Origin of the sequence: Arthrobacter sp. MP_M4, from assembly GCF_035984855.1 — a bacterium.
Taxonomy (GTDB): Bacteria; Actinomycetota; Actinomycetes; order Actinomycetales; family Micrococcaceae; genus Arthrobacter.
Map to the genome: position 1 here is coordinate 26,261 of NZ_JAXCHX010000029.1, position 21,909 is coordinate 48,169.

The window sequence follows — 21,909 nt, forward strand, 5'->3', positions numbered from 1 at the left end:
CCCGGTCACCGTCAGACGTCCTTGACAATAGGAGGCCAGGACGCCATCTTCGAAGACACTTGTACTAGCGAGGGAGAGCTCCGTGGCCAGCACCGTCTCGGCGTCCGCGCCGGCAACACTCCAGGAGTACTACCGCGTCCTTGTCGCAGGAATCGACGCCTTTGATGAGGGGCAGAGGCTCCGCGAACTACTCTCGGACCACCTCGATTTCACCGGCTCCCTCGCGGGCCACATTCTCAATGCCACGGACGGGTTCCTCCACGGCGTGAAGGGCTTCATTGCGACCGTTCGAAGCATCGACGTGGTCCGCGAGGTGCATAGCGAGCTCGGGTCCGCCGTCCTGTACGACGCCGAGATGCCCGCCGGCAGGGTCCGGTTTGCCGAGTTTTTCACCTTTCACGGCGGCGTGATCGCAACCCTGGACCTGCACTACGACGGTCAGGACTACCTCGCGAAGGGTGGCCGGTGACGGCGGCCGGACCAGGCCCGCGCGAGGACCTCGCCCAAAGGCTCCGGGACCTGCTGGGACCGGCCGGCAACGTCCGCGAAGTGCCCATGTTCGGCGGCATATCGTTCATGGTGGATGAACGGATGGCAGTTGCCGCCGGCCGCACCGGCGACCTCCTCGTACGGACCGATCCCGCCCGGCGCGACGAGCTGCTGCAACGTGGCGGGGTACCGGCCCTCATGGGCAAGAACCGGCCGATGGGCCGGGGCTGGCTCAGCGTGCCGGGCCAACAGATCCACGACGCCGCGGAGCTCTCCTTCTGGGTGGGGGTCGGCGTCGACTCCCGGGACGCAACAGCGTAGACAGGTCCGGCTACCTCTACGGCTGGCCGTCGGGTGAGAGCCGGGTCAGGTACCCCGGCTTTGACCTGCGGACATGGATGGCCATGCCCCGCCCCGGCCTCGGGACCCGGGACAGGTGCAGGAGTTCCGAGAGGCAGGGGTTGAGGTTCAGGTGGCGGCGGCATGTGGAATAGCGGCCCCCATTTAGGCGGCTGTGCTGTCAGTTCTCTTCCAATTCGCCGCGCACCAGACGACGGGTGACGTCGGTGAGCAGTTCCACGCCGCGCAGCGCGTCCTCGTCGCGGGTGAACTCGGCCTCGTTATGGGAGATGCCCTCGACGCTGGGGACGAACAACATCACGGTCGGGACGACGTCCTTCAGGTTGGTCGAATCGTGCCCGGCGACGGTCATGACCTCTTTGTGGGTGTAGCCGAGGCTGTCCGCGCTGGCCTTGCCAAGGGCCACTCCGCCGGGCTGGTAGGACAACAACCCCCAGTTGTGCGTGAGGGTGAGGTGGATGTCCGTGCGGGAATCGGTCTCGGCGTCGATGATCCGCTTGCTCAGCCGCTCCATCGCGAGGGTCAGCACGGACTCGTCCGGAGAGCGGAGATCCAGGTTCATCAGGACCTGCCGGGCGATCGTCACCGGCGAGTTCGGCAAGACGAACAGTTCGGACACCGAGGTGTGCAGCAGCCCGGGTTCGAATTCCGCGGCCAGTTCCCGGGCCGCGGCGATGACCAGCGCGGCCCCGTAGAGCGCGTCACGGCGGTCCTCCATCCGGGTCGCGCCGGTATGCGACTGCGCCCCGTCCACCCTCACCCGGTACTTGCTCGCGGCCCAGGTCCGGTCCACGATGCCCACGTGTGTGCCGCTCTCCTCCAGCTCCCGGCCCTGCTCGATGTGGATTTCGGCGTAGCGGGCCACCTGAGCGAGGACCGGGGCGTCGGCGTCGGCGTCGCGGTGTCCTGCGGCCAGGGCCTCGGCGACGGTCGTGCCCGCGGGGTCCGCCGTCGCGAGGGCGTCGTGCAGCGTCAGCTTTCCGGTGAAGACGCCGCTGCCCATCATGCTGGGCGCGAAGCGGCTGCCTTCCTCGTTGAACCAGTTCACCACGGCCAGGTTGTAGGCGGGGTCCAGGTTCCCGGCCCGGGCCTCGGCGGCGACGCGGCTGCCGGCGTGGGCCGCGGCGAGCACGCCGTAGGCCCCGTCGTACCGGCCGGCCAACGGCTGGGAGTCCAGGTGCGAGCCGACCAGCACGTAGGGGGCGCCGGGCACCAGCTCCAGGGTGCCGAACTGGTTGCCTGCCTCGTCCACTGTTTCGGCATAGCCGTGCTGCGCCAGCCACTGGCTGAACCACGACCGGGTGGCGTGGTCGGCGGCGGTGCCGGCCTGCCGGTCGACGCCGCCGCCAGCGGTCGCGCCGAACCCGGACATGGTCGCGAAATCTGCAAGGAACTGCTCGTCGGTGGTGCTCATGGGGTTTCCTTCCCTGTCAATGCTGCCTCGAGGTCTTCGCCGCGGGCCCGCGGCGGGAGATTGTCTGCGCCGAAACGGACCTGTCCGCCCACCATGGTGGCCAGGACGCGGGTGGCGCCGATCCGGGACGGGTCGATGGCGGTCGGGTCCTGGTCGAGGAACACCAGATCCGCCAGGTATCCGGCGGCCAGGCGTCCCTTGACGTCCCCGGTGCCGGTCGCGGCGGCCGAACCCGTGGTGTAGGCCGCCAGCGCCTCGGCTGCGGTGATTCGTTCCGCCGGACCGTAGACCGTGCCGGAGGGGGTCAGCCGCTCCACGAACGACTGCATCACGTCCAGCGGCCGGCCGTTGGAGACGGGACGGTCCGAGCTGCCCGGCAGCACCAGCCCGCGGCTCAGCAGGCTTTTGGCCGGATAGGACCACACCGTGCGCTTCGGACCCAGCAGGCGGGCCATGCCGTCGCCGAATTCGGTGATGAAGTGCGGCTGCGGGACCAGCACGATGCCGGCCTTGGCGATCCGGTCCAGCTGGTCGGGCCGGACCACGCCGCCATGTTCGATCCGGTTGGGCTGGCTGTTCGGGCCGTAGCTCTCCTGCGCCTCGGTGATGATGTCAATCGCATGGTCGATCGCGTGGTCGCCGATGGCGTGCATCGCGACCGCCCACCCGGCCCGGTAGGCGCCCAGCGCCGACTCGCGCAGCTTTTCCGCGTCCATCTGCAGGTAGCCGTGGTTGTGGGAGCAGCCGACATAGTCCTCGGTCATGTACGCAGTGCTGCCCAGGAGCGAGCCGTCGCTGAAGATCTTCACCGGGCCCAGCCGGAGCCAGTCGTCGCCCAGCCCGGTGCGGATGCCGCCGTCCAGACCCGTGAAGGCCGGGTCGTCGTCGTGGCCGGGCACTCCGTGCAGGGCGTCGATGACCATCATCGGCTGCATCCGGACGCTGAGCAGGCCCCGGTCGCGGGCGTTCTGGTAGGCCGCGAACTCGCGGGGCGAATAGCCGATCCAACCGCCCGCGACGCCGGCGTCCGTGACGCTGGTGATGCCTTCGGAAAGGTAATGCGAAGTGGCCAGGTCCAGGGCCCGTTCGATCGTCTCCAGCGGGTAGGGCAGCAAGATCTCCTGCACCAGGCGCATCGCGTTTTCCTCCAGCAGCCCGGTGGGCATGCCGTCGTCATCGACGACGACGGCGCCGCCGTCGATCGGGGCGCTGAGGTCGGCGCCCGCGGCGACAAGATCCAGGGCCGCGCCGTTGAGGGTGCAGGCGTGGCCGGAGGAGTGTTTGATCCACACCGGGCGCCCGCCGGCCGCTGCATCCAGCCGGTCGCGGTCCGGCTGCTGGCCGCCGATCAGCAGCGGGCTGAAGCCCGAAGCCACCACCCAGTCGCCCGGTGCCAGCCCGTCCGCGGCGTCGGCGATGATCCGGTACACATCCGCCAGGCTGCGCACCGTTCCCAGATTGGCCTCCATCAGCCCCAGCCCGAACCACACGCTGTGCGCATGGACATCGTTGAACCCGGGAACAACCGTGAGTCCGGCAGCGTCGATGGTCCGTGCGGCGGAGCCGGCGAGGGCGGAGTCCGGGTCCACGTCGAGGATTTTACCGTCGTGGATGAGCAGGCTGGTCGCGGTGGGGCGGGAGGCATCCTGGGTCAGGATGTGGGCGTTGCGGATCAGGAGATCAACGGGCATGAATCCTCTTTGCTGTGGGCCCCGGTCCGCGCTGACGGTCGGGTTGGTACGGGAGGTGAAGCTCCCAATCCATTCAACGCTGTAATATTGCTGCCCTCAATGGACATCCAACGCCGCTTTCTGGCCGAAATTTATGCTTTTGCATAAAGTGGGCTCATGACAACACACGACGGCGGCTACGCCCGTTCCGCCGCGGCCGCTCCCCGCGACTTCCGGCCCGGGCGGCCCATGGAACCGGAATGGACCGAGCTGCTGGAGAGCCTCTGGCGGGACCGGGACTTGCTGGTCAAAGACTTCCTCGCCCGGTTCTCCGCCATTTCCTACGGCGACGCCCTGGTTCCCCCGGAGGACGTTTACCAGACCGCGGCCGACACCATGGACATGTTCCTCTTTCAGATGGCGGGCCTGCCGCTTCCCGCCGACCTGCAGACGCTGCCGCGGGAGGTGGCGTCGCGCCGGGCCCGCCAGGGAGTCCCCCTGGACGCGTTCCTCGAAGCGATCCGCAATGACTTCCGGGTGCTCTGGAAGGGGCTGGAACGCGTGGCAGGGACCACCGGAATCGGCGTTCTGGTGGCCAACATGGACCGGGTCCTCGACGCCGTCGAGGGCTACGTAAGCAGCATCCAGCAGGCCTATGCCGAGGAGGAAGCACGGCTGGCCCGCAACAAGCAGCTCTACCGGCAGCGGCTGCTGTCCCGGCTGTTTAACGCAGACCTGGGCGGCCCTGCCGAAGTCCGCGAGCTGGCCGCCGCCCTCGGCGTGCAGGCCGCCGGCAGCTTCGAAGTGCTGGCGGTCACCGCGGAGTCCGTGGCGCAGGCGCAGCGCCAGTCCGAGTCCGACCACCGCATCTACGCCTACGAGAACGCCGGCGTCCTGTACCTTTTCCGGCAACAGCGCAAAGGGCGCACCTGGTCCGCGGAGGCTCCGCCCTTCCCGGCCGGCTACGTCCCCGGCGTGGAGGGGCTGGCCGCCGTCCCCGCGGCTGCCGCGTCGGGGGGGGGGGGGGGGCCCCCCCCCCCCCCCCCCCCCCCCCCCCCCCCCCCCCCCCCCCCCCGGGGGGGGGGGGGGGGGGCCCCCCCCCCCGGGGGGGCGGGGGGGGGGGGGGGGCGCCCCCCCCCCCCCCCCCGCGGCGCCGGCCTTGCCACCATGGAGGACACCTGGATGGGCATCGCCGGCGGACTGCTGGAGCGGAAATTTCCGGACTTCTCGGCGCCGATCCGGCAGGCGCTGGACGATTGCACGCCGCTGGAGCGCCAGCGCCTGCTGCAGGTGGCACGCAGCTACGGACGCACCGGCTCCATCAAGGAAACCTCCGAAGAACTGTTCTGCCACCGCAACACCGTAGTGAACCGCCTGCACAGCCTGCACGAGGTGATCGGCCTGGACCTCACGGTGCCGGCCCAGGCCGCCCGGGCCCTCATCGCGCTGAGCCGGTACAGCGACGTCGCCGAATAATTTTGTGAAAAAGCCCAATTAGGGAGCGAAAAGTGGGTGGAAATTGTCATTGTTCAGGGCTTTATCACTCGCCTAGTCTCGAAGGACCACCGCAGCGCGCAGGCTCCCGCCTGCCGGCTGCCGCAGGACCCGAGATGCACAACTCCCCCCGCTCGAAAGGGCCCACGCAGTGACGACCTCAAACTCGCTCTCCCCCGCCGCAGGTGCCCCTCCGGTGATTTCCGGCAAGGACGCGGGCAAAATTGCCCGCGCCGCCTTCGTCGGAACCGCGCTGGAGTGGTACGACTACTACCTCTTCGGCACCGCCGCGGCGCTGGTGTTCAACCGGCTCTTCTTCACCAACATGGACCCCACCGCGGCGCTGCTGGCCTCCTTCGCCACCTTCGGCGTCGGCTTCGCGGCCCGTCCGATCGGTGCCGTCATCTTCGGCTACATCGGTGACCGGTACGGCCGACGTCCGGCCCTGCTGATCACCATCGTGATGATCGGCCTCGCCACCGCCCTGATCGGCCTGCTGCCTGACTTCGGCAGTATCGGACTGGCCGCGCCGGTCCTGCTGGCGGTCCTGCGCCTGGTCCAGGGCCTGGCCGTCGGCGGCGAGTGGGGCGGCGCTGTGACCATGGCCGTGGAACACGCCCCGGTGGAAAAGCGCGGCCGGTATGCGGCATTGGTCCAGGTCGGGTCGCCGGTGGCGACGCTGCTGGCCTCCGGTGCCTTCTCGCTGGTTCTGCTCTTCCCGTCCGAAGCGTTTGACGCCTGGGGCTGGCGCATTCCGTTCCTGCTGGCATTCCCGATGCTCGGCGTCGCGCTCTGGATCCGCCTCAAGGTCGAGGAGTCCCCCATCTTCAAGGACCTGCTCGCCATGGGCGAAACCTCCAAGGTCCCGGCCCTGGATGTATTCCGCCACGCCGGCGGCCGCCTGCTGGTGGCAATCCTCGCCGCGCTGCTCGGCGTCGGCGGCTTCTACATGATCACCACCTTCGTGGTGAGCTACGGCGCGAACACCCTGAAGGTGGACCGGAACGTCATGGTCAACGCGACGCTGGTTGCCGCTGTGGCCCAGATCGGCGTCACCTTCCTCATGGGCCGGCTGGCCGAGAAGATCGGCCCCGGCAAGGTCACCATGTGGGGCGGCATCGTCAGCGCCGTGACGGCGTTCCCGCTCTTCGCGATGATCGACACCAAGTCCCCGCTCCTGATCACGCTGGCCATCACCATCGGCATCATGCTCATCGCGGTGGCGTACGCCGTGAACGGGGCCCTGCTGACCGAACTGTTCCCGCCGAAGCTGCGCTACTCCGGCGTGGCCCTCGGCTACAACATCGCCGGCGCCACCAGCGGGTTCATGCCGCTGCTGGCCACCGCCATGCTGGGCGTCTCCGGCAACCAGTCCTGGGGCGCGGCCCTGATCCTGATGATCATCTCGCTGCTCACCGCCGTGGGCGGGTTCTTCGGCGAGCGCCTGCGTGTGCAGGACAAGAAGCTCGTCGCGGACGCCTAGAGACCGGCTGCGGGCCCGCCGGGACCCCACCCCCGGTCGCCATCACTAACCAATGCTCAACCATCAACAGCGGGGAGCCGTCCGGCGGACGGCTCCCCGCCCGTTAGGAGACGAACATGCTCAGTGACGACCACACCCGTCGCATCCTCGACGCCGTCGACGCCGGCTTCGACGCGCAGCTGTCCTTCACCCAGGACCTGGTCAAGCACCCGTCACTGCGGACTCGGGAGGGCAGTGCCCAGGACCTGATGTTCGGCGCCATGTCCGGCCGCGGCCTGGACATGGACCGCTGGGAGCTGGACGCGCAGGAGCTGGCCGCCCATGAGGGCTTCGGCCCCGTGACGGTTTCCTATGACGGGATGACCAACGTGGTGGGCACCTACCGCCCCGGCACCGAACGCGGCCGGTCGCTGATCCTCAACGGCCACATCGACGTCGTCCCGGAGGGCCCGGCCGAGGACTGGTCCCGCTACCCCTGGGACGCCCCGGTCATCGACGGGTGGATGTACGGCCGCGGTGCCGGCGACATGAAGGCGGGGCTCGCGGCGAACCTCTTCGCGTTCGACGCCGTTCGCGCCGCCGGGTTCGAGCCGGCCGGGCGCATCCACTTCCAGTCCGTCGTCGAGGAGGAGTGCACGGGCAACGGTTCCCTGTCCGCCCTGATGCGCGGCTACCAGGCCGACGCGGTGATCATTCCCGAACCGGAAGAGGACATGCTGGTCCGCGCCAACGTGGGTGTGCTCTGGTTCAAGGTCAGGGTCACCGGCAACCCCACCCACCCGCGCGAGATGGGCACCGGCTTCAACGCGATCGACGCCGCGTACACGGCGATGACCGCGCTGCGTGAGGTGGAGGAGAAGTGGAACGCCGAGCGGGGACAGCACCGCCACTTCGAAGACCTGGAGCACCCGATCAACTTCAACTTCGGCGGGATCGCCGGCGGGGACTGGCCTTCCAGCGTGCCGGCGTGGTGCGAGTTCGACGTGCGGGCGGCCATCTATCCGGGCATCGCGGCTGAGGACGCCTGGGCTGAACTCCGGGAGTGCCTCGCGCAGCTGGGCACCGGCCCGGACCCCATCAAGGCGGTCGGCGTCAAAACCGGGTTCTTCGCCGAGGGCTACGTGCTGGAACCGGGCAGCGACGCCGAAACCCTGCTGGGCCGCACCCACCAACAGGTCTTCGGCGGCGAGCTGGAGAGCTTTACCACCCCGGGCTACCTCGACGGCCGGGTCTTCGCCCTCTACGCCGACACCCCCGCGCTGGTGTACGGCCCGGTCTCGGAGTCGATCCACGGCTTCGACGAGCGGGTCTCCGTCGAGTCCGTCCGCCGGATCACCAAGAGCATTGCCCTGTTCATCGCCGACTGGTGCGGCCTGGACGAGCGGCCGGCGGCGGTGGCGGGGAGCTAAACCGCGGGCTAAGCCGGTGCCCTCCGGCACGGTCTATACCGGATCCGGCCGCGGGCATATCCTGCAAAAGGAACTGTTCCGCACCCGCAGTTTCCGGAGGTACCGATGGACATGCCCAAAGCGTCCGACGCCGACAAGGAGCACTTCCGCGCGGTGCTCCCGGACTTCCCCGAGGTGGTGATCAAGCCGATGTTCGGGAACCTCGGCGCCTTCGTGCACGGAAACATGTTCGCCGGCCTGTTCGGCCCCACCATCGGGGTGAAACTGGCCGACGAGGACAAAGAACTGCTCGAAAGCACGGAGCGGACGGTTCCGTTCGGGCCCGCCGAGCGCCCCATGGGCGGATACACCGGCTTGCCAGAGGTCTGGAACGGCGAGGGCGACGGCGACAAAGCGCGGGCCCGGGCCTGGGTGGAGAAGGCCTTCGAGCACGTGGCCGGACTGCCGCCGAAGGCTCCCAAGGCCCCCAATACGAAGGTCGCGAAGAAGTAGCCATGCCCTCCACCGCCGCGGGCCCAGTCCAGAAGATCGACACCCTGGTGATCGGTGCGGGGCAGGCCGGCCTGGCCACGAGCTACTGGCTGACCCGGCACGGCGTGGAGCATCAGCTGCTGGAACGGCGGGACACACTCGGCGGCGCGTGGCAGGACCGGTGGGACTCGTTCTACCTCAACACACCCAACTTCTCGTTCCTGCTGCCGGGCATGACCTACGACGGCCCCGAACCGAACGCCTTCCTCCCCCGGGATGAGGTGATCGGGCTCTTCCGGAACTACGCCGCGCGAATCGCGGCACCGGTCCGGCTCGGCATGGAAGTCACCCGCGTCAGCACGGCCAACGGCGGCTTCCCGGCCAACGGCGGCTTCCCGGCCAACGGCGGCTTCGCCGTGGACACCAATCACGGCCGCTGGCAGGCACGGAACGTGGTCCTCGCCAACGGCGCCTTCCAAGTCCCGCGGGTCCCGCCGGCCGCGGCCGCTCTTCCCGGCCACATCCGCCAGCTGCACAGCCACGACTACCGCAACCCGCAACAGCTCCCGGAGGGCGCCGTGCTGGTGGTGGGCACCGGACAGTCCGGCGGGCAAATCACCGAGGACTTGCTCGAGGCCGGCCGCGAGGTCCACCTCTCCGTCTCGGCCTGCCCCGAGGCCCCGCGGCGGTACCGCGGCCAGGACGTTTTCTATTGGATCCTGCAGGTCAACCTCCACGGCCCCGAATACGGCATCAACGGCCTCCAGACAGACCAGCTCCCCTCCCCCGCCGCGCGCTTTCTGTGCAACCCGCTGATCTCCGGCAACGGCGGTGGCCACAGCATCCATCTGCGGGACCTCGGCCGCCGGGGTATCCGGCTGCACGGCCGGTTTGAGGGCACGGACGACGGCGAACTCGTCTTCAGCGACGACCTCCCCGCACGCCTCGCCCTGGTGGAGGCCGGGTTCGGTGCGCGGCTCGGGCGCCTGGCCGACGCCTACATCGAGGCGGCCGGCATCGACGCACCGGCCGCTGACCCGGTGCCGGCGGACGACTGGCTGCCCACGCAATCCGGGGCCCGCCTGGACCTCGACGCCGACGGCGTCACCTCGGTCATCTGGTCCACCGGGTACGGCCTGGACTTCAGCTTCCTCGACATCCCGGTGCTCGACGCGTGGAATTACCCGCGCCACAGTCGGGGTGTCACCGAGGTTCCGGGTCTTTACGCCGTCGGCCTCCCCTGGCTCACCAAGCACCTGTCGGCCACGCTCCCGGTGGTGGGTGACGACGCGGAGTTCGTGGCAGGGCACATCGCACGGCGGTGACGCCGCCGTCGCCGTCGCCGTCGTTACAAGTAGTCTCCGGCCCGTTCGCGGGCGATTTCCAGCAACGTGGAATGGAACGCGACCTCTGCCGGGGCGTAGACCTTGTCCTGCCGCTGGGCCAGCAGCACCCGCCGCAGGGGCGCGGCGGAGCCGAGGCTGATGACGCGGACGTCCGGGTGCTGCAAGGCCACGGCCGTCTTCGGCACCATGGCCACACCCATTCCGACGCTGACCATCGCCTGCGCTTCCTGGTAGTCGTTGGCCAGGAAGCCGATGGTCGGTTCGAACCCCGCCTCGTGTGCGGAGCGCTGCAGCACCTCGACGACGGGGTGGGCCTCGGCGCGGACGATCCATGATTCCTTGCGGAGCTCCTCCATCCGGATCTCGTCGCGGTCGGCCAGCGGGTGGCTGCGGGAGACCAGCAGCACCGTGCTCTCCTGGAACACCTCCGTGATCCGGATGGAATCGTCGTGAAAGCGGTTCCAGGGGTAGTCCCAGAGCAGACACAGGCCCGTCACTCCGGATTGCAGGTCGCTCACCAGGTCATCGAAGCGCGCGCTGCGCAGCGACAGGCCAATGGCCGGGTACCTCTTCTTGAACGCCCGGATCACCACCGGCAGGAAGGATCCGGCGAGTGTCGGGAAGGTGCCGACGGTCAGGGAGCCGCGCTTGAGGCCGGCGATCTGGTCCAGGTCCGACTGCGCCGCCCGCATCTGCCCGATGATCTTGCGTGCATGGCCGGCGAGTATCTGCCCCGCCTCGGTGGGCACCACCCCGCGGGAGCGGCGGTTCAGGAGCGGCTGCCCCACTTCCTGCTCAAGCTTGCGCAGCTGCTGCGAGACGGCGGAGGGCGTGTACATCATCAGCTCGGCTGCGGCGGTGATGGATCCCTGCTCCACCACCTCCACTAGCAAGGCAAGGCGCCGAATGTCGAACAATTCCTGATCATGATCGTTAAGCAACGCTTTACCCTTCTGTTGAATCAGTTAATTCTATACATTCACCGCCTGATTCGCGGGGAACAGCCGCTGATTTCCGACGGGACCACCGCCTGAGGCAGGCACTTACATCCTGCACCCAGGCGAATTAAGCATCGCTACACTCCTTTGCAGAAATCCAACCTTGTCTTCATTTGTGATCTGGATCAATCTCGAATCAAGCCCTTGAACACCTCGGGGCAGAATCGAAGCAAGGAACAGACCATGAAGATCGAAGCGGAGTGGATGCGCGGAGGCACCAGCAAATGCTGGGTCTTCGAAACCGGCCAGCTGGACGAAACCGGGACCAGCCCGGACGTGCTGCTGCCCCGGCTGTTCGGGAGCCCCGACCACAGGCAGGTCGACGGCGTTGGCGGCGCCACCTCAACCACCAGCAAGGCGATGATCGTTCACCGCCCTGCCGACGCCGGCGTCGACGTCGAATTCACCTTTGCCCAGGTCGGCATAGAAGAGGCGACCGTGGACTGGGGCAGCAACTGCGGCAACTGCTCGGCAGTGGTCGGCCTGTATGCCATCGAAAAGGGCTGGGTGGTCCCCACCGGCGACGTCACCCGGATCGTCACCCGGAACACCAACACCGGCCAGGTCATCATCCAGCGGGTGTCGACGCCGGCCGGCGCTCTGCCGATCGTCCCGCAGGCCCAGATGCCCGGTGTGCCGTTCCCCGGCTACCGGGTGGGGCTCGGCTTTCTGGACCCGGCCGGCAAAACCACCGGCCAACTGCTTCCCACGGAATCGGCTTCAGACACCATCGTCGCCGGCGGAACCCGTTGGACTGTCTCCATGGTCGACGCCGGAGCGCCGGTAGTCATGCTGCGCGCCGCGGACCTGGGCCTGGACCCGGAGCGCTTCGGCAGCTGGCCCGCCGGGCTGGAACTGCAGCTGGACACCCTGGAGCACATCCGGCGCCAGGCGGCCGTGCGGATGGGGCTGGCAGCCACTCCCGCCGACGCCGCCCGCGCCGTCCCCAAGGTCGCCGTCGTGGGTGCCCCGGCCCCGTCCGACGCCGAAAGCGACGTCAACGTCGTCATGCTTTCGATGGGCAAGCCGCACCCGGCCCTGGCCATCACCGGAAGCATCGCCCTGACCCTCGCGGCCCGCACCCCGGGCACGCTGCTTGCCGACATCACCGGCCGCACCGTTCGCCCCACCCTGCGGCTGCGCACCCCGGCCGGGGTCATCGAAACCTGGAGCGAGGAACGGGACGGGTCGCTGCTCGTCGGCGTCGACCGCACAGCCCGCACCATCGCCTCCACCACCATCCACCTTCCCGAGGCCCTCGGCACCGCCGTCGGCGCCTCCTTTGCCAGCGCTACTCAATGAGGAGAGAGCATCATGACTAACATCTCAGAAAAGACTGCAGAACAGCCCACGGACCAGACGGATGTAGGGACCGCCCCCGGCGGCACCCGCATCGAGCCCTCCGGGCGCCCCGACCGCCGCCGCCGCGTCCTGCTGATGACGGTAGCCGCCGTCACTATCATGGGTCTGGCCGCCCTCCTGTTCGGAGGTGTCCTCTTCAACCCCGCGGCCGCCTCTGGATCGGAGCAGACCATGACCGCCACCCAGATCATCCCGCTCGTCATCCTCGTGGTGATGTTTGTCGTCGCCACAAAATGGCCGCTGAACATCGGCGTCATGGGACTGGTCGCATCCTTCGGCGTCGGCTACTTCATGCTCGGAATGAGCGACAAGGAAATCCTGGAGGACTTCCCGGCCAGCATCGTTCTGACGATCATCGGCGTGACTTACTTCTTCAGCATGGCCCAGCGGAACGGGTCGATCGACATCATCGTCCAGACCTGCGTGCGCCTGGTCAGGGGCAAGACCATGCTGCTGCCCTGGGTGTTCTTCCTCCTGGCTGCCGCGCTGACGGCGCTGGGCACCTTCTCCCCGGCGGCCGTGGCGCTGCTGGCACCGGCGGCACTGGGACTGGCCTACGAGTCGCGCATCCACCCGGTCCTGATGGGCGCCTTCGTGATCAACGGAGCGCACGCCGGCGGCTTCTCCCCGCTCTCCGTCGCCGGCGTCCTGGTGCATGACATCGCGCTGAAGAACGGCTTCCCCATCTCGCAGGGCGGGCTCTTCACGGCCAGCTTCGCCCTCAACTTCATCCTCTCCGCGCTGACCATCGTGCTGTTCGCCCTGCTGGGCAAGCTGCGCGACAAGCACGCCAACGAGTACGCCGGCCTCGACACGCCCCGCACCGGCCGTCCCGGGGGCCAGCAGATCTTCACGCTGGTTCTGATCGCCGCGATCCTGGTGTGCACCCTGGGCTTCCACCTGCCGATCGGGTTCGTCGCCCTCTCCGCCGGCCTGCTGCTGGCGTTCGTCAACATCAAGGAACACAAGACGTTCATTGGGGGCGTCTCGTGGTCCACCGTGCTGCTCGTGGCCGGCATGATCACCTACGTCTCGCTGCTCCAGCACGTGGGCGTCATCGACACCCTCGCCGAGATGGCCCTGGCCCTGGGGGCGCCGCTGCTGATCGCTCTGGTCCTCTGCTACGTCATCGGCGTCGGCTCCGCGTTTGCGTCCTCGACGGCGCTGCTCACCGCGTTCATCCCGATGGCCGGTCCGCTGCTGGCCACGAGTTCACTAAGCGCCTCCGGCACCGTCGCGGCCCTCGCCATCGCGGCCACCGTGGTGGACGTCTCGCCCTTCTCCACCGACGGCGCCCTGGTGGTGGCGAACGCCCGCGACAACGACCGCCAGCGCGTCTACCGCCAGCTCATGATGTACGCCGGAGGAGTTGTTCTCGTGGCTCCCGCGCTGGCCTGGGCGCTGCTGGTGCCTACCGGGGTTATGTAGGCTGCACCGCCGGTCCAGAGCTCGCGCTGATATGTAAAAGACTGCCGGATCCACGTCCGGCACGCGGACGGGACAACCCTGCACTCCACCGCAACAGGAAACCCGACAGACGGGCGCAGGGAAGACGCGGACGCGCCAAAGGCAGGGCGGCTTTCACAGCCGCCCTGCCTTTGGCTTGCCACGAAGGGGTTGGGTCGCACGAACAGCAACTGATCAACCGGAAGGCGGGGCCCGATCTGCGACACCCTGGGCGTGCCTCGCTACCCATGGATTGGCGGCAGTAGTCCATCCGGCGGGACACTCGAAACCCAGGCGATGGGCCGGGGAACCACCACTGCGGTAAGCAACCGGTAGAAATCACGGGCGGACGTGGTTGCGGGATCGAAATCAGTGCGCATACTGCCAGACTAACCGTCAGGGAAGTTTCGGGAAGGAGACAGGATATGACGATCCAGCCATACCGTTCACCGTCAACCGGGTGCGGGGTACGCGCCGTCCTCTTCGACACCTTCGGCACGGTGGTGGACTGGCGCACCGGCGTCGCCCGGCAGGCGGCCTCCTTCGCCGCAACACACGGACAGGATATCGATGCCGGGGCGTTCGCCGATGACTGGCGCGCCCTCTACCAGCCGGCAATGGAGTCCATCCGCTCCGGATCACGTGCATTCGCCACCCTGGACACCCTCCACCGCGAAAACCTGGACCAGGTGCTCCGCCACCACGGCTTCGATCCGGACCGGCTGGACGCAGCAACCCTGGAGGAGTTGAACAGATCCTGGCACCGCCTGCCCCCATGGCCGGACAGCCTGGAAGGTCTGGCCGCCGTCCGCCGTGGCTACATCGTGGGTCCGCTCTCCAACGGCAACACCTCGCTGCTGTTGGACATGGCCAGAAACGCCGGCCTTCCGTGGGACGTGATCATCGGCTCGGACATGACGCGCACGTACAAGCCGATGCCCACGGCCTACCTTCGGACTGCGGAGTTCCTGGACCTCAGGCCCGGTGAGGTGATGCTCGTGGCCGCCCACAACAACGACCTGCGTGCTGCCCGGGAGGCCGGGCTGGCGACGGCGTTCATCGCCCGCCCCACCGAATACGGCCCGGGCCAGACCGCGGATCTGACGCCGGAGAGCGATTGGGACCTCTCGGCATCGAGCATCACCGAACTGGCCCACGAGCTCGAGGCCTGAGCTGATGCCGCATACGGCTTCGTGATCTGAATCCTGTGCCGCGATGCCGATTACAGCCCACATCGCCGGAAACATCGCCGCCGGGTGAAAGCGACCTTCCAGAGGGCTACCTCGCGCAAGGCCCGTCGAAGTCCATTGGTGCGGCGAGGCCGGCCGAGCTGAACCATTCCCTGGCCCATGCCTGGACCGAGGGCAACGCGAGTTGCTCGGCTACAAGCTTCGGCGGCCCGCCGAACACGGACTTCCCCTCCTCCAGGAGGTCCCTGGTGCCGCTGCCGGCGAGGAGCCCGAAGAGGGCGGGCTGGTCGAGGAAGGGAAGCTTCCCGCCGTCGCCGTCAATCAGCACGCCCCAGCGCGAGGTGAACAGCGAAAACTCCCCCCGACGATCCTCGTGGTCCACCACGAGCGGGCAGGCTTCGCCGTCAAGCTGGATCCGCCGGTAGTTGGGCTCCGTTTCGTCGAGGGCCATCAGCTGGACATCGTCCAGCCACGAAAGCCAGACCGCTGTGCACTCTCCCATCAGCGGATACGGGCGGCCGCGATGTAGCCGGCCTTGCTCACGTGGACGGAGTGGCCAACGGCGATGTTGTGCAGCTGCCCCCGGACCAGCGGCAGGACCGTGCTGACGGGCTGGTGGTAGTTGGCGAATTTCCGCCGCATCACGTCGGCGCTTGTACTCGAGCCGATGGAGACCACCAGGGGCCGGGCTTCCAGCGGTGCCGCGCCGGCTTGCGCGAGGGCTTCATCCAGTCCCGCTGAAAGCTCAAGGGGCCGGAATTCACTAGCGGGACTGGTCACCGGCCACTGGCGGCCTTCTGTAATCGCTCGGTATCGCTCAACCGGGCATTTAGTTGTCTTGCATCGAATGCGTCTCGGTACACAGAGGTCTCGAGACACCGAGTCGGATTAGGAGAAGGAATCGGCCGCCCGCAGGCGGATCCCTCAACGAGCACGGTGGTTTCCGGACCGGGAGCAAGCAGAACTCAAGACAGACCAAGGGATCTTCCTCTGTCTATGGTTTCGTGGGCGAGGACCAGAAATGATTCCAGGAACCTGCATCGACCATTAGAGGCGTGGCTCGAATTAAGTATCAATCGGCGTCGCCGTCTTCTTGGTCCATCCGTTAGTGGGAAGGTCGCTAGGGCTGTCCCACCAGCCACCGTAATCCCAGGATTGTCTGTAGGCCATCTCAATCACGGTGATGATGGCGTTCGCTATCTGTGGCTCCGGGATGTCTCCGAAGACCGCGTTCCTAATTTTCGGTTCGGCTTCCAGTCTTCGAAACAGAGGAAGAATCCTTGACTGGTGGTAAGCGGAGCAACTCGGATAGAAGGACGCTGACAAAGGTCCTTCTCCGACGTTGGCCACGGAAAGACAGCACCACAGAAAATCGAACTGACAAAGGGAATCTACGAACGCCGCAGTTGGATCGGAGGCTGAAAACCCTTGAATATCTGGCCAGAACGTCGGGTTCTCTACCATCAGTTCTGAACTAAGCGCGATCAAGTTTCCGCCCTTCGAGGATTCACCTGCCCGGACAAATAGTCCTGCCCTTGCCGCCTCGGTAAGGCCGTGACGGATCCAAGACCGGTACGAGTATTTTTCGTCGCCTACTCTCCGCAGGGCGATGGTGGGAATGGCTTCGTACATGCCACCCCGGACAGCCGCCGCACCAATCACCATGGTGTGCAGGATGATGTCCAGCCACATGGGTTGCGCTCCTGGTTTGCCACCCGTGCGAGTCGGATCGACCAGGTGGCTTTCGTAAAGCACAAAGAGCGCATCCATGGCGTACTCGACGGCAGCAATATCGCTCAAGAGAAGTGCTTCAACTGCCACGGCCGTGATTTTGTTCAGTGCCGTCTTGCGACCTACATCGCTTGCGCTGTTGAGGTAAGCGTTCTTGCCGGTAATCAGGAACCTTCGCAGAACGTTGGTACTACCGTCTCTGAGGTTTGAAACTACGGCTTCAGAGAAGGTAATCGAATCCATGTTCAAAAGCGGCAGGACCCTGGGCGGGGCAGCTCCACTTCCCATCATTTGAAGTGTCCGTCGTATGAGCGCGTCAACATCTTGCCGTGATTCCGCCCGCTGTTGCTGCCTGAAGTTCGCTAGTACATTTCCCCAAGTTCTATGGCTAACCGGAACGTTCGAGGATCCTTCGCGGGTGAAGATCACTCCTCGGTCGAAGCGATGGATGCGCCCACCGCCCTGGCTTTGTGCGGTGCCGGCCTTTGACGTCACCGCAGGCATACCGTCTGCTGGCGGTGCGACGTAGATGACGGCCATGCTGGCATAGACGCCCTTCAAGCGGAGGGTGTGAACCTGGGCACGGATATCGATAGGTGCATCCACGTAGCCTTTGACCATCTCAGTCAGCGCGGCTGAATCGAACATCTCCTTCGTTGGCGCCTCAAAACCCTTAGCCGGTGTTCCATCATCGTGTGCGCCGATCACCAGGTACCCACCTCGCGGCAGGTTCATCATGGCTGCACAGTCTTTGATGAAGTCGAGCTTTTTTGTTGGGTCTTTGAGATCTAGTTCTGTCTTGAAATCCAAGTAGGAGTGTTCGGCTCCAACAGCGAGGAGCTCACCAAGCTTTTCCTCACCAACCTGGCCGTCATATGCAAATGGCGGCATGGGGCCGGAGTATTCAGGTTCGGTTGCACTCATTTGCTGATCCTGGAGACTTGCTCGGCGACGTCTAGCTAGCGACGCTTTGCTGAACCAGCTTGGTCTCCGTCGTTTGACCAAGATCTATGCCTGCGAATTTCCCGGCATCAGGCGCCGTAAGGTCCTTGTTTAGTTCAAGACTGACGTTGGCGTTGACCAGCGCATCCCTGAGTCGGGTACGGGCATCCCAGCCATCACCTAGATCGATCCAGTTGATTCCCTCGATGTCGGAGATCATCCGAATCTGGCCGAGGCGCACGAGAACAGTTCTGCCTGGTGCTGCCCCCAGGGCCATCCCTGCCTCAAGAAGAACATTCTGACGGGCCTGCCCGGTCAGTTGTTTCTCGTGTAGTCCATCGTCGGCTTTGACGTACTTGGATTTAAGTTGAGCTTCGTCATCCGGTGTGAAGATGACAACGATCGCTTGGGCCTTGGCCATACCGGCGTTGATGATTTCCATCGTGGTCGGCGAGGGCTTTTTCGTGAGGGCAGCTGCCTCAGTCCAGCTGATTGGCTTAGCGTCAAGGTGGCGAAGAAATTTGGCCAACTCGTCCCTAGCTGCGGTGTTTCGACCGTGAACAATGAATACTGAGCGGCCGTCGCCTATTTTATCCACTTCTGTCCTAACTGTTGGCGTTGCTGTCGAGCCGGGCACATGGGCTGGTACGACCTGATTTTTGGACGCGGGTTCTGAAACGCTGGAATGTTTCAAAGCGGGCTTCTGGATTCCCTCGTCTTCATCGATGATGAACCCCCGGCGTAGGAGATCGACGAGCAGTGGCTTGAACGCTTCGGCATCATTCCGTCTGCGGTCACCTTCACCAGAGGTGTAGTACACATCGTTGAGCATTGCCAGGAACTGATCATCAGCATCTGAGCCTTGAGCGATGGACCTAACCAGAGTATTGGCCTTCGAAGGTTTATTACCGGACAGCGGACCTTCATAAGAGCCGTAACCTATCCAAAGATTATCCAGATCGGACTGCGTAATGAAGGTACTGGAGCCTAAGGCTTTGGCAATCAAAGCGCGCAGGCGAGGAGGAAAGAGTGAGGACACCATTGGCTAATCCTAGGGGACTAACCGTTATGGAAGTGTTGTCGTGACGAGCGGGTCCACCAACGCGAGAGGATCGGGGACCCGATCAGCAAACGGCGCGACGCTGGTTTCCGTAATCTTCCGGGTTCAGTAAACCTGTGGACCACTTACCTGAAGCAAGGCTCCGTGACTGCCGACTTCGAACGTGCTGGCCTACCTCCGACGGAGCGACACAGTTTCCGATCTGGCTAAGACGCATTGGAACGCCACAGCCTGCGGGTTCGGCAATACCTGGGGCTCCCCGCGAGACTGTTCGGAGGAAACCGCGCAGCAGGGGCGACTGTCGATTTGATGACAGTTGCCCCAACTGCGACCACTAAATGAGAGCGCAGTTAACTCGGTTGCGCCTCCGATTCGAGGGCATCCAGACACGTACTATTTGACAGGATCACGAGTGAGACGCTCTCTAATTTGCGTCGGGAGAAGGCCGCACTCCCATAGGATGCCGGCGACCTCATTCCGTTGCCCCTTGTCTTCTTGATCAGTCGCGAACGTCCTAATTGTTGCCCAAGCCTTCTTGGTTTCGATTGCGATTTCCCTGATCGTTTCTGGAACCACCAGATAGACGTTTTTGTTAGCACCAGCAACAGCTTCGGGCCGCACGACTCCCTTCGGACTGATGATGACACTGATGCTCTGAACTGGATATCCCTCCACCCCCTCGTCTTCGGCCAGCATGTCCAGCTGGGTATTGGTCTGACGAACATAGGTCGGATTGATGGTGCCACCTACGAGCTGCTCGCTCTTCGCTTCCATCGCCATCCACAACTCCGGCAGAAGCCAAACGCTGTCCGCCCGCGCATCACCTTCCGGTTTGAAAGCCCGCGTACCAAGGAATGTCCCGAGGGCAGTGAGTCCGCGCTCGTAGATCTTGGAGTTTGTCTGCCCCACATCGGCCAACATCTGAGTCAACTCGCTTTGCAACTTCGTTGGCCGGGTCCCGGCGGCCGCCTTCCCATGAATTGCCGCGACCGCCTGCTTGTCCCATTCTTCCAACGTAGGAGTGGAAGACTTGACGCGCTGGATCTCCTTGAGCCAAGTAGTGCCGAACGACGAGTTGTGCGCGAGATCTAAATACTCTTGAGATTTCTTGCTGGTTGGCGCGCCATCTTCGGCGGCCAAGGCCAACCAAGAGTGAGCCAGATAGGCCCAAAGCGATCGATAAGGGGTTAGTTCATTTCCATTCAATTCTGAGTGGACCTCCATCGCGAGCTGGCCGGCTGCTGCCCACTGCTCGGTCCAGGCCTCGCGCCAAGCCCGGACCTCCTTCGCCGCTGAAGCAGCAAGTTCACTGGACTCGGCATAGGGTTTCACCTCGGAGTCCTCTCGCCAATCAATAATTTGCGGTTCGGCCTGAGCCGTCCACTTCTTGTCCTGCTTCAAAGCACTTCGTGTGAGCGCCACGAGCTGCGGTTCTGTGACATTTTCGCTTGTGTTGAGACCAAATCGAATTTCGGCTTGCATCTCCCTTGGCATAGCCTCGATGTTCTCATCGCGTGAGAGGAACCTGACGAGAGACTCGTCCTGCACTACGACAACTGAATAGTCTTGTGGCCCTCGCGTGCATCGACCAAGGCCCTGAACTACACGGGTCCGGAGCCGCTCCTGTAGGACTCTTCTGGCTCGAAGCTTTGATTCGAAGAATCTGTCTTGAAGGTGACTGGCACCTGGCAGTCCGTGAATCAACATCATCCGACAGATTTCGTTGGCAAGGTCCATCCCGTCATACCTGTTTGCGGCTAGTAGAGTTCCTACGTTAGCTTCAGCAAATTCATTGAACTGCCTGCTACTGACGCGATATATCTCATCTTCGGGAACTTCCAGCACCACTGCTATTTGTTCGGTGGTCTTGCCGTTTTGGCTCAAAATAAGTCGCTTGTCTGCCAGGTCGAAAAGCTGCTTTGTGAGAGGCGGGGCACCCTCAGGCACAACGCCCGGTAGTTGCGCGGCTTCAGCAAGACTGGGGAAAACGAAAAAGCGTCGTCCGCTCCCCGTCTTTTCCCAAGCCGCCGGAACACCGATCTTTGCTATTGCAGGTCGTCCGAAGGCGCGCTCAAGTTCACCACCTGCGCCAATCGTTGCCGAGAGGTAGATCCGCTGTGCGGGGTTGGTGAAGGGCCCATGCTCGAACGTGGGTGGGATCATCGGACGGACGTACCACCGCGACTTGTCCACGTAGAACAGGCATGACGAGAGATGAGGTAAAACGCGCCGCACGGACCACTTCAGGTCTTCCTCTTCGAGGATGGCGTTCTTCAGGACTTGGGCCAGCGCCGTCTTGTTTTTGGCGACGACTGCTAAGGGCAGCATCCTCACCTCAGGCTCGGATGCCTCACTGGCGTCGCCGTCTGAAATTCGCGCGACTAACAAGGGATCCAGGTCTTCAGCTAGAGTGTCGAAAACTTGCTGATATACGGAGAGCCTTTTCGGAATTTCCAGGGCCCATGACTCTGCAACATAGCCCTCCGCTGCATGCGCATCATCGAAGACGATGGATTGTGCATCTGACAGCTTGGAATAGGCGCTAAAGATCTGACTGTAGGTAGTCACAGCTGTTGCTCGGCCGCGAGTGTATGCGTTCAAGTCAGAATCATCCCACTGGACGCTCCTGCCTATGAGGAGGACTGTCTCTAGCCCCTGCGCTTGGGCTGAGGCATGAACTTGTTCGGCAAGTTGTTGTGTCGGACACGCGAATACCGCTCGATGCGATAGTGATCGCCGCCGCCACTCTGATATAAGAAGACCCATGAGGGTCTTTCCCGAGCCAGTGGGCAGTTCCAATGCAACATCCGGGCTGTTCTTGTGCTCTTCGAAGTAGGAGCGCAGCTGGTCTGCTTGATGTGCCCAAAGCGCAGGCACACGGGTCGGCGTCTTGGGTAGAGAACCGAAAAGCTCCTCCGGATTAGCTGGTGCCCGAGAAGGTCGCTTCCTCCCTACGTGTCAGGCTGGAACGGTACCAAGGGCTCATAGCAAGTCCGCTTAATCGCGTGGGGCGAGAACCAGGAATCCAGTAATCATGTCCAGTC

At 64.9% G+C, this 21,909-nt stretch carries 20 protein-coding genes; 10 read left to right on the plus strand and 10 right to left on the minus strand.

Features of this window, described 5'->3' with window-relative positions; genetic code table 11:
* Nucleotides 1-82: 82 nt before the first annotated feature.
* Nucleotides 83-469, plus strand: coding sequence for a hypothetical protein (locus RCH15_RS16765; protein ID WP_326961793.1), 387 nt, complete (start codon nt 83-85; stop codon nt 467-469).
* Nucleotides 466-810 carry a TfoX/Sxy family protein gene (locus tag RCH15_RS16770; protein ID WP_326961794.1) on the plus strand — a complete coding sequence of 115 codons (345 nt, stop codon included), beginning with the start codon at nt 466-468 and terminating at the stop codon, nt 808-810. Before RCH15_RS16765 ends, RCH15_RS16770 begins: the two co-directional genes overlap by 4 nt.
* A 199-nt stretch (nt 811-1,009) precedes the next feature.
* Here the strand turns inward: RCH15_RS16770 and RCH15_RS16775 are convergent, their stop codons facing one another.
* The 3 genes from RCH15_RS16775 to RCH15_RS16785 all read right to left on the minus strand — a co-directional run bounded on the left by RCH15_RS16775 (nt 1,010) and on the right by RCH15_RS16785 (nt 4,797).
* Nucleotides 1,010-2,263 (minus strand): M20 family metallo-hydrolase, encoded by a 1,254-nt coding sequence (locus tag RCH15_RS16775; protein ID WP_326961795.1) that lies wholly within the window; start codon nt 2,261-2,263, stop codon nt 1,010-1,012.
* Nucleotides 2,260-3,954, minus strand: coding sequence for an amidohydrolase (locus RCH15_RS16780; RefSeq protein ID WP_326961796.1), 1,695 nt, complete (start codon nt 3,952-3,954; stop codon nt 2,260-2,262). The genes RCH15_RS16775 and RCH15_RS16780 overlap by 4 nt, the downstream gene beginning before the upstream one ends.
* 96 nt (nt 3,955-4,050) lie before the next feature.
* Nucleotides 4,051-4,797: a hypothetical protein gene (locus tag RCH15_RS16785; protein ID WP_326961797.1), complete on the minus strand. Its 747-nt coding sequence runs from the start codon at nt 4,795-4,797 to the stop codon at nt 4,051-4,053.
* 303 nt (nt 4,798-5,100) lie between these two features.
* Here RCH15_RS16785 and RCH15_RS16790 point away from each other — a divergent pair, with 303 nt between their 5' ends.
* From RCH15_RS16790 to RCH15_RS16810, 5 genes are all read left to right on the plus strand, one after another.
* On the plus strand, nt 5,101-5,409 hold the full coding sequence (locus RCH15_RS16790; protein WP_326961798.1) for a helix-turn-helix domain-containing protein: 309 nt from the start codon (nt 5,101-5,103) through the stop codon (nt 5,407-5,409).
* A 169-nt stretch (nt 5,410-5,578) separates the two neighbouring features.
* On the plus strand, nt 5,579-6,910 hold the full coding sequence (locus RCH15_RS16795) for an MFS transporter (RefSeq protein WP_326961799.1): 1,332 nt from the start codon (nt 5,579-5,581) through the stop codon (nt 6,908-6,910).
* 116 nt (nt 6,911-7,026) lie between these two features.
* Nucleotides 7,027-8,319: an ArgE/DapE family deacylase gene (locus RCH15_RS16800; protein ID WP_326961800.1), complete on the plus strand. Its 1,293-nt coding sequence runs from the start codon at nt 7,027-7,029 to the stop codon at nt 8,317-8,319.
* Nucleotides 8,320-8,424: 105 nt separating this feature from the next.
* Nucleotides 8,425-8,811, plus strand: a complete 387-nt coding sequence (locus RCH15_RS16805; RefSeq protein ID WP_326961801.1) for a TfoX/Sxy family protein — start codon at nt 8,425-8,427, stop codon at nt 8,809-8,811.
* Nucleotides 8,812-8,813: 2 nt separating this feature from the next.
* A complete protein-coding gene (locus RCH15_RS16810) occupies nt 8,814-10,115 on the plus strand; it encodes a flavin-containing monooxygenase (protein WP_326961802.1) in 1,302 nt (433 codons plus the stop codon).
* A gap of 23 nt (nt 10,116-10,138) precedes the next feature.
* Here RCH15_RS16810 and RCH15_RS16815 read toward each other — a convergent pair whose 3' ends face one another.
* Entirely contained in the window at nt 10,139-11,077 is a 939-nt protein-coding gene (locus RCH15_RS16815; protein ID WP_326961803.1) for a LysR family transcriptional regulator, read from the minus strand.
* A 240-nt stretch (nt 11,078-11,317) separates the two neighbouring features.
* Here RCH15_RS16815 and RCH15_RS16820 point away from each other — a divergent pair, with 240 nt between their 5' ends.
* Nucleotides 11,318-12,436: a PrpF domain-containing protein gene (locus RCH15_RS16820; RefSeq protein WP_326961804.1), complete on the plus strand. Its 1,119-nt coding sequence runs from the start codon at nt 11,318-11,320 to the stop codon at nt 12,434-12,436.
* A gap of 12 nt (nt 12,437-12,448) precedes the next feature.
* Nucleotides 12,449-13,924 carry an SLC13 family permease gene (locus tag RCH15_RS16825; protein WP_442784537.1) on the plus strand — a complete coding sequence of 492 codons (1,476 nt, stop codon included), beginning with the start codon at nt 12,449-12,451 and terminating at the stop codon, nt 13,922-13,924.
* Nucleotides 13,925-14,184: 260 nt separating this feature from the next.
* Here the strand turns inward: RCH15_RS16825 and RCH15_RS16830 are convergent, their stop codons facing one another.
* On the minus strand, nt 14,185-14,322 hold the full coding sequence (locus tag RCH15_RS16830; RefSeq protein ID WP_326961805.1) for a hypothetical protein: 138 nt from the start codon (nt 14,320-14,322) through the stop codon (nt 14,185-14,187).
* Between the two features lie 45 nt (nt 14,323-14,367).
* On the opposite strand from RCH15_RS16830, the gene RCH15_RS16835 reads away from it, so the two are divergent.
* A complete protein-coding gene (locus RCH15_RS16835; protein WP_326961806.1) occupies nt 14,368-15,114 on the plus strand; it encodes a haloacid dehalogenase type II in 747 nt (248 codons plus the stop codon).
* Between the two features lie 106 nt (nt 15,115-15,220).
* Here RCH15_RS16835 and RCH15_RS16840 read toward each other — a convergent pair whose 3' ends face one another.
* The 5 genes from RCH15_RS16840 to RCH15_RS16860 all read right to left on the minus strand — a co-directional run bounded on the left by RCH15_RS16840 (nt 15,221) and on the right by RCH15_RS16860 (nt 21,742).
* Nucleotides 15,221-15,634: a hypothetical protein gene (locus RCH15_RS16840; protein ID WP_326961807.1), complete on the minus strand. Its 414-nt coding sequence runs from the start codon at nt 15,632-15,634 to the stop codon at nt 15,221-15,223.
* Nucleotides 15,634-15,912: a hypothetical protein gene (locus tag RCH15_RS16845; RefSeq protein ID WP_326961808.1), complete on the minus strand. Its 279-nt coding sequence runs from the start codon at nt 15,910-15,912 to the stop codon at nt 15,634-15,636. Before RCH15_RS16845 ends, RCH15_RS16840 begins: the two co-directional genes overlap by 1 nt.
* Before the next feature lie 285 nt (nt 15,913-16,197).
* The gene (locus RCH15_RS16850) at nt 16,198-17,787 is read right to left on the minus strand and encodes an AlbA family DNA-binding domain-containing protein (RefSeq protein ID WP_326961809.1); all 1,590 of its coding nucleotides are present in this window, start codon (nt 17,785-17,787) and stop codon (nt 16,198-16,200) included.
* A gap of 31 nt (nt 17,788-17,818) precedes the next feature.
* On the minus strand, nt 17,819-18,847 hold the full coding sequence (locus tag RCH15_RS16855) for a nucleotide-binding protein (protein WP_326961810.1): 1,029 nt from the start codon (nt 18,845-18,847) through the stop codon (nt 17,819-17,821).
* Between the two features lie 411 nt (nt 18,848-19,258).
* On the minus strand, nt 19,259-21,742 hold the full coding sequence (locus RCH15_RS16860) for a DEAD/DEAH box helicase (protein ID WP_326961811.1): 2,484 nt from the start codon (nt 21,740-21,742) through the stop codon (nt 19,259-19,261).
* Nucleotides 21,743-21,909: the final 167 nt, after the last annotated feature.

Bases quoted from the DNA above. Each gene is read 5' to 3' on its own strand.
- RCH15_RS16805 (WP_326961801.1), top strand. From the start codon at position 8,425: ATGGACATGCCCAAAGCGTCCGACGCCGACAAGGAGCACTTCCGCGCG.
- RCH15_RS16830 (WP_326961805.1), bottom strand. From the start codon at position 14,322: ATGCGCACTGATTTCGATCCCGCAACCACGTCCGCCCGTGATTTCTAC.
- RCH15_RS16820 (WP_326961804.1), top strand. From the start codon at position 11,318: ATGAAGATCGAAGCGGAGTGGATGCGCGGAGGCACCAGCAAATGCTGG.
- RCH15_RS16810 (WP_326961802.1), top strand. From the start codon at position 8,814: ATGCCCTCCACCGCCGCGGGCCCAGTCCAGAAGATCGACACCCTGGTG.
- RCH15_RS16800 (WP_326961800.1), top strand. From the start codon at position 7,027: ATGCTCAGTGACGACCACACCCGTCGCATCCTCGACGCCGTCGACGCC.
- RCH15_RS16775 (WP_326961795.1), bottom strand. From the start codon at position 2,263: ATGAGCACCACCGACGAGCAGTTCCTTGCAGATTTCGCGACCATGTCC.
- RCH15_RS16825 (WP_442784537.1), top strand. From the start codon at position 12,449: ATGACTAACATCTCAGAAAAGACTGCAGAACAGCCCACGGACCAGACG.
- RCH15_RS16790 (WP_326961798.1), top strand. From the start codon at position 5,101: ATGGAGGACACCTGGATGGGCATCGCCGGCGGACTGCTGGAGCGGAAA.
- RCH15_RS16840 (WP_326961807.1), bottom strand. From the start codon at position 15,634: ATGGGAGAGTGCACAGCGGTCTGGCTTTCGTGGCTGGACGATGTCCAG.
- RCH15_RS16855 (WP_326961810.1), bottom strand. From the start codon at position 18,847: ATGGTGTCCTCACTCTTTCCTCCTCGCCTGCGCGCTTTGATTGCCAAA.
- RCH15_RS16780 (WP_326961796.1), bottom strand. From the start codon at position 3,954: ATGCCCGTTGATCTCCTGATCCGCAACGCCCACATCCTGACCCAGGAT.
- RCH15_RS16835 (WP_326961806.1), top strand. From the start codon at position 14,368: ATGACGATCCAGCCATACCGTTCACCGTCAACCGGGTGCGGGGTACGC.
- RCH15_RS16850 (WP_326961809.1), bottom strand. From the start codon at position 17,787: ATGAGTGCAACCGAACCTGAATACTCCGGCCCCATGCCGCCATTTGCA.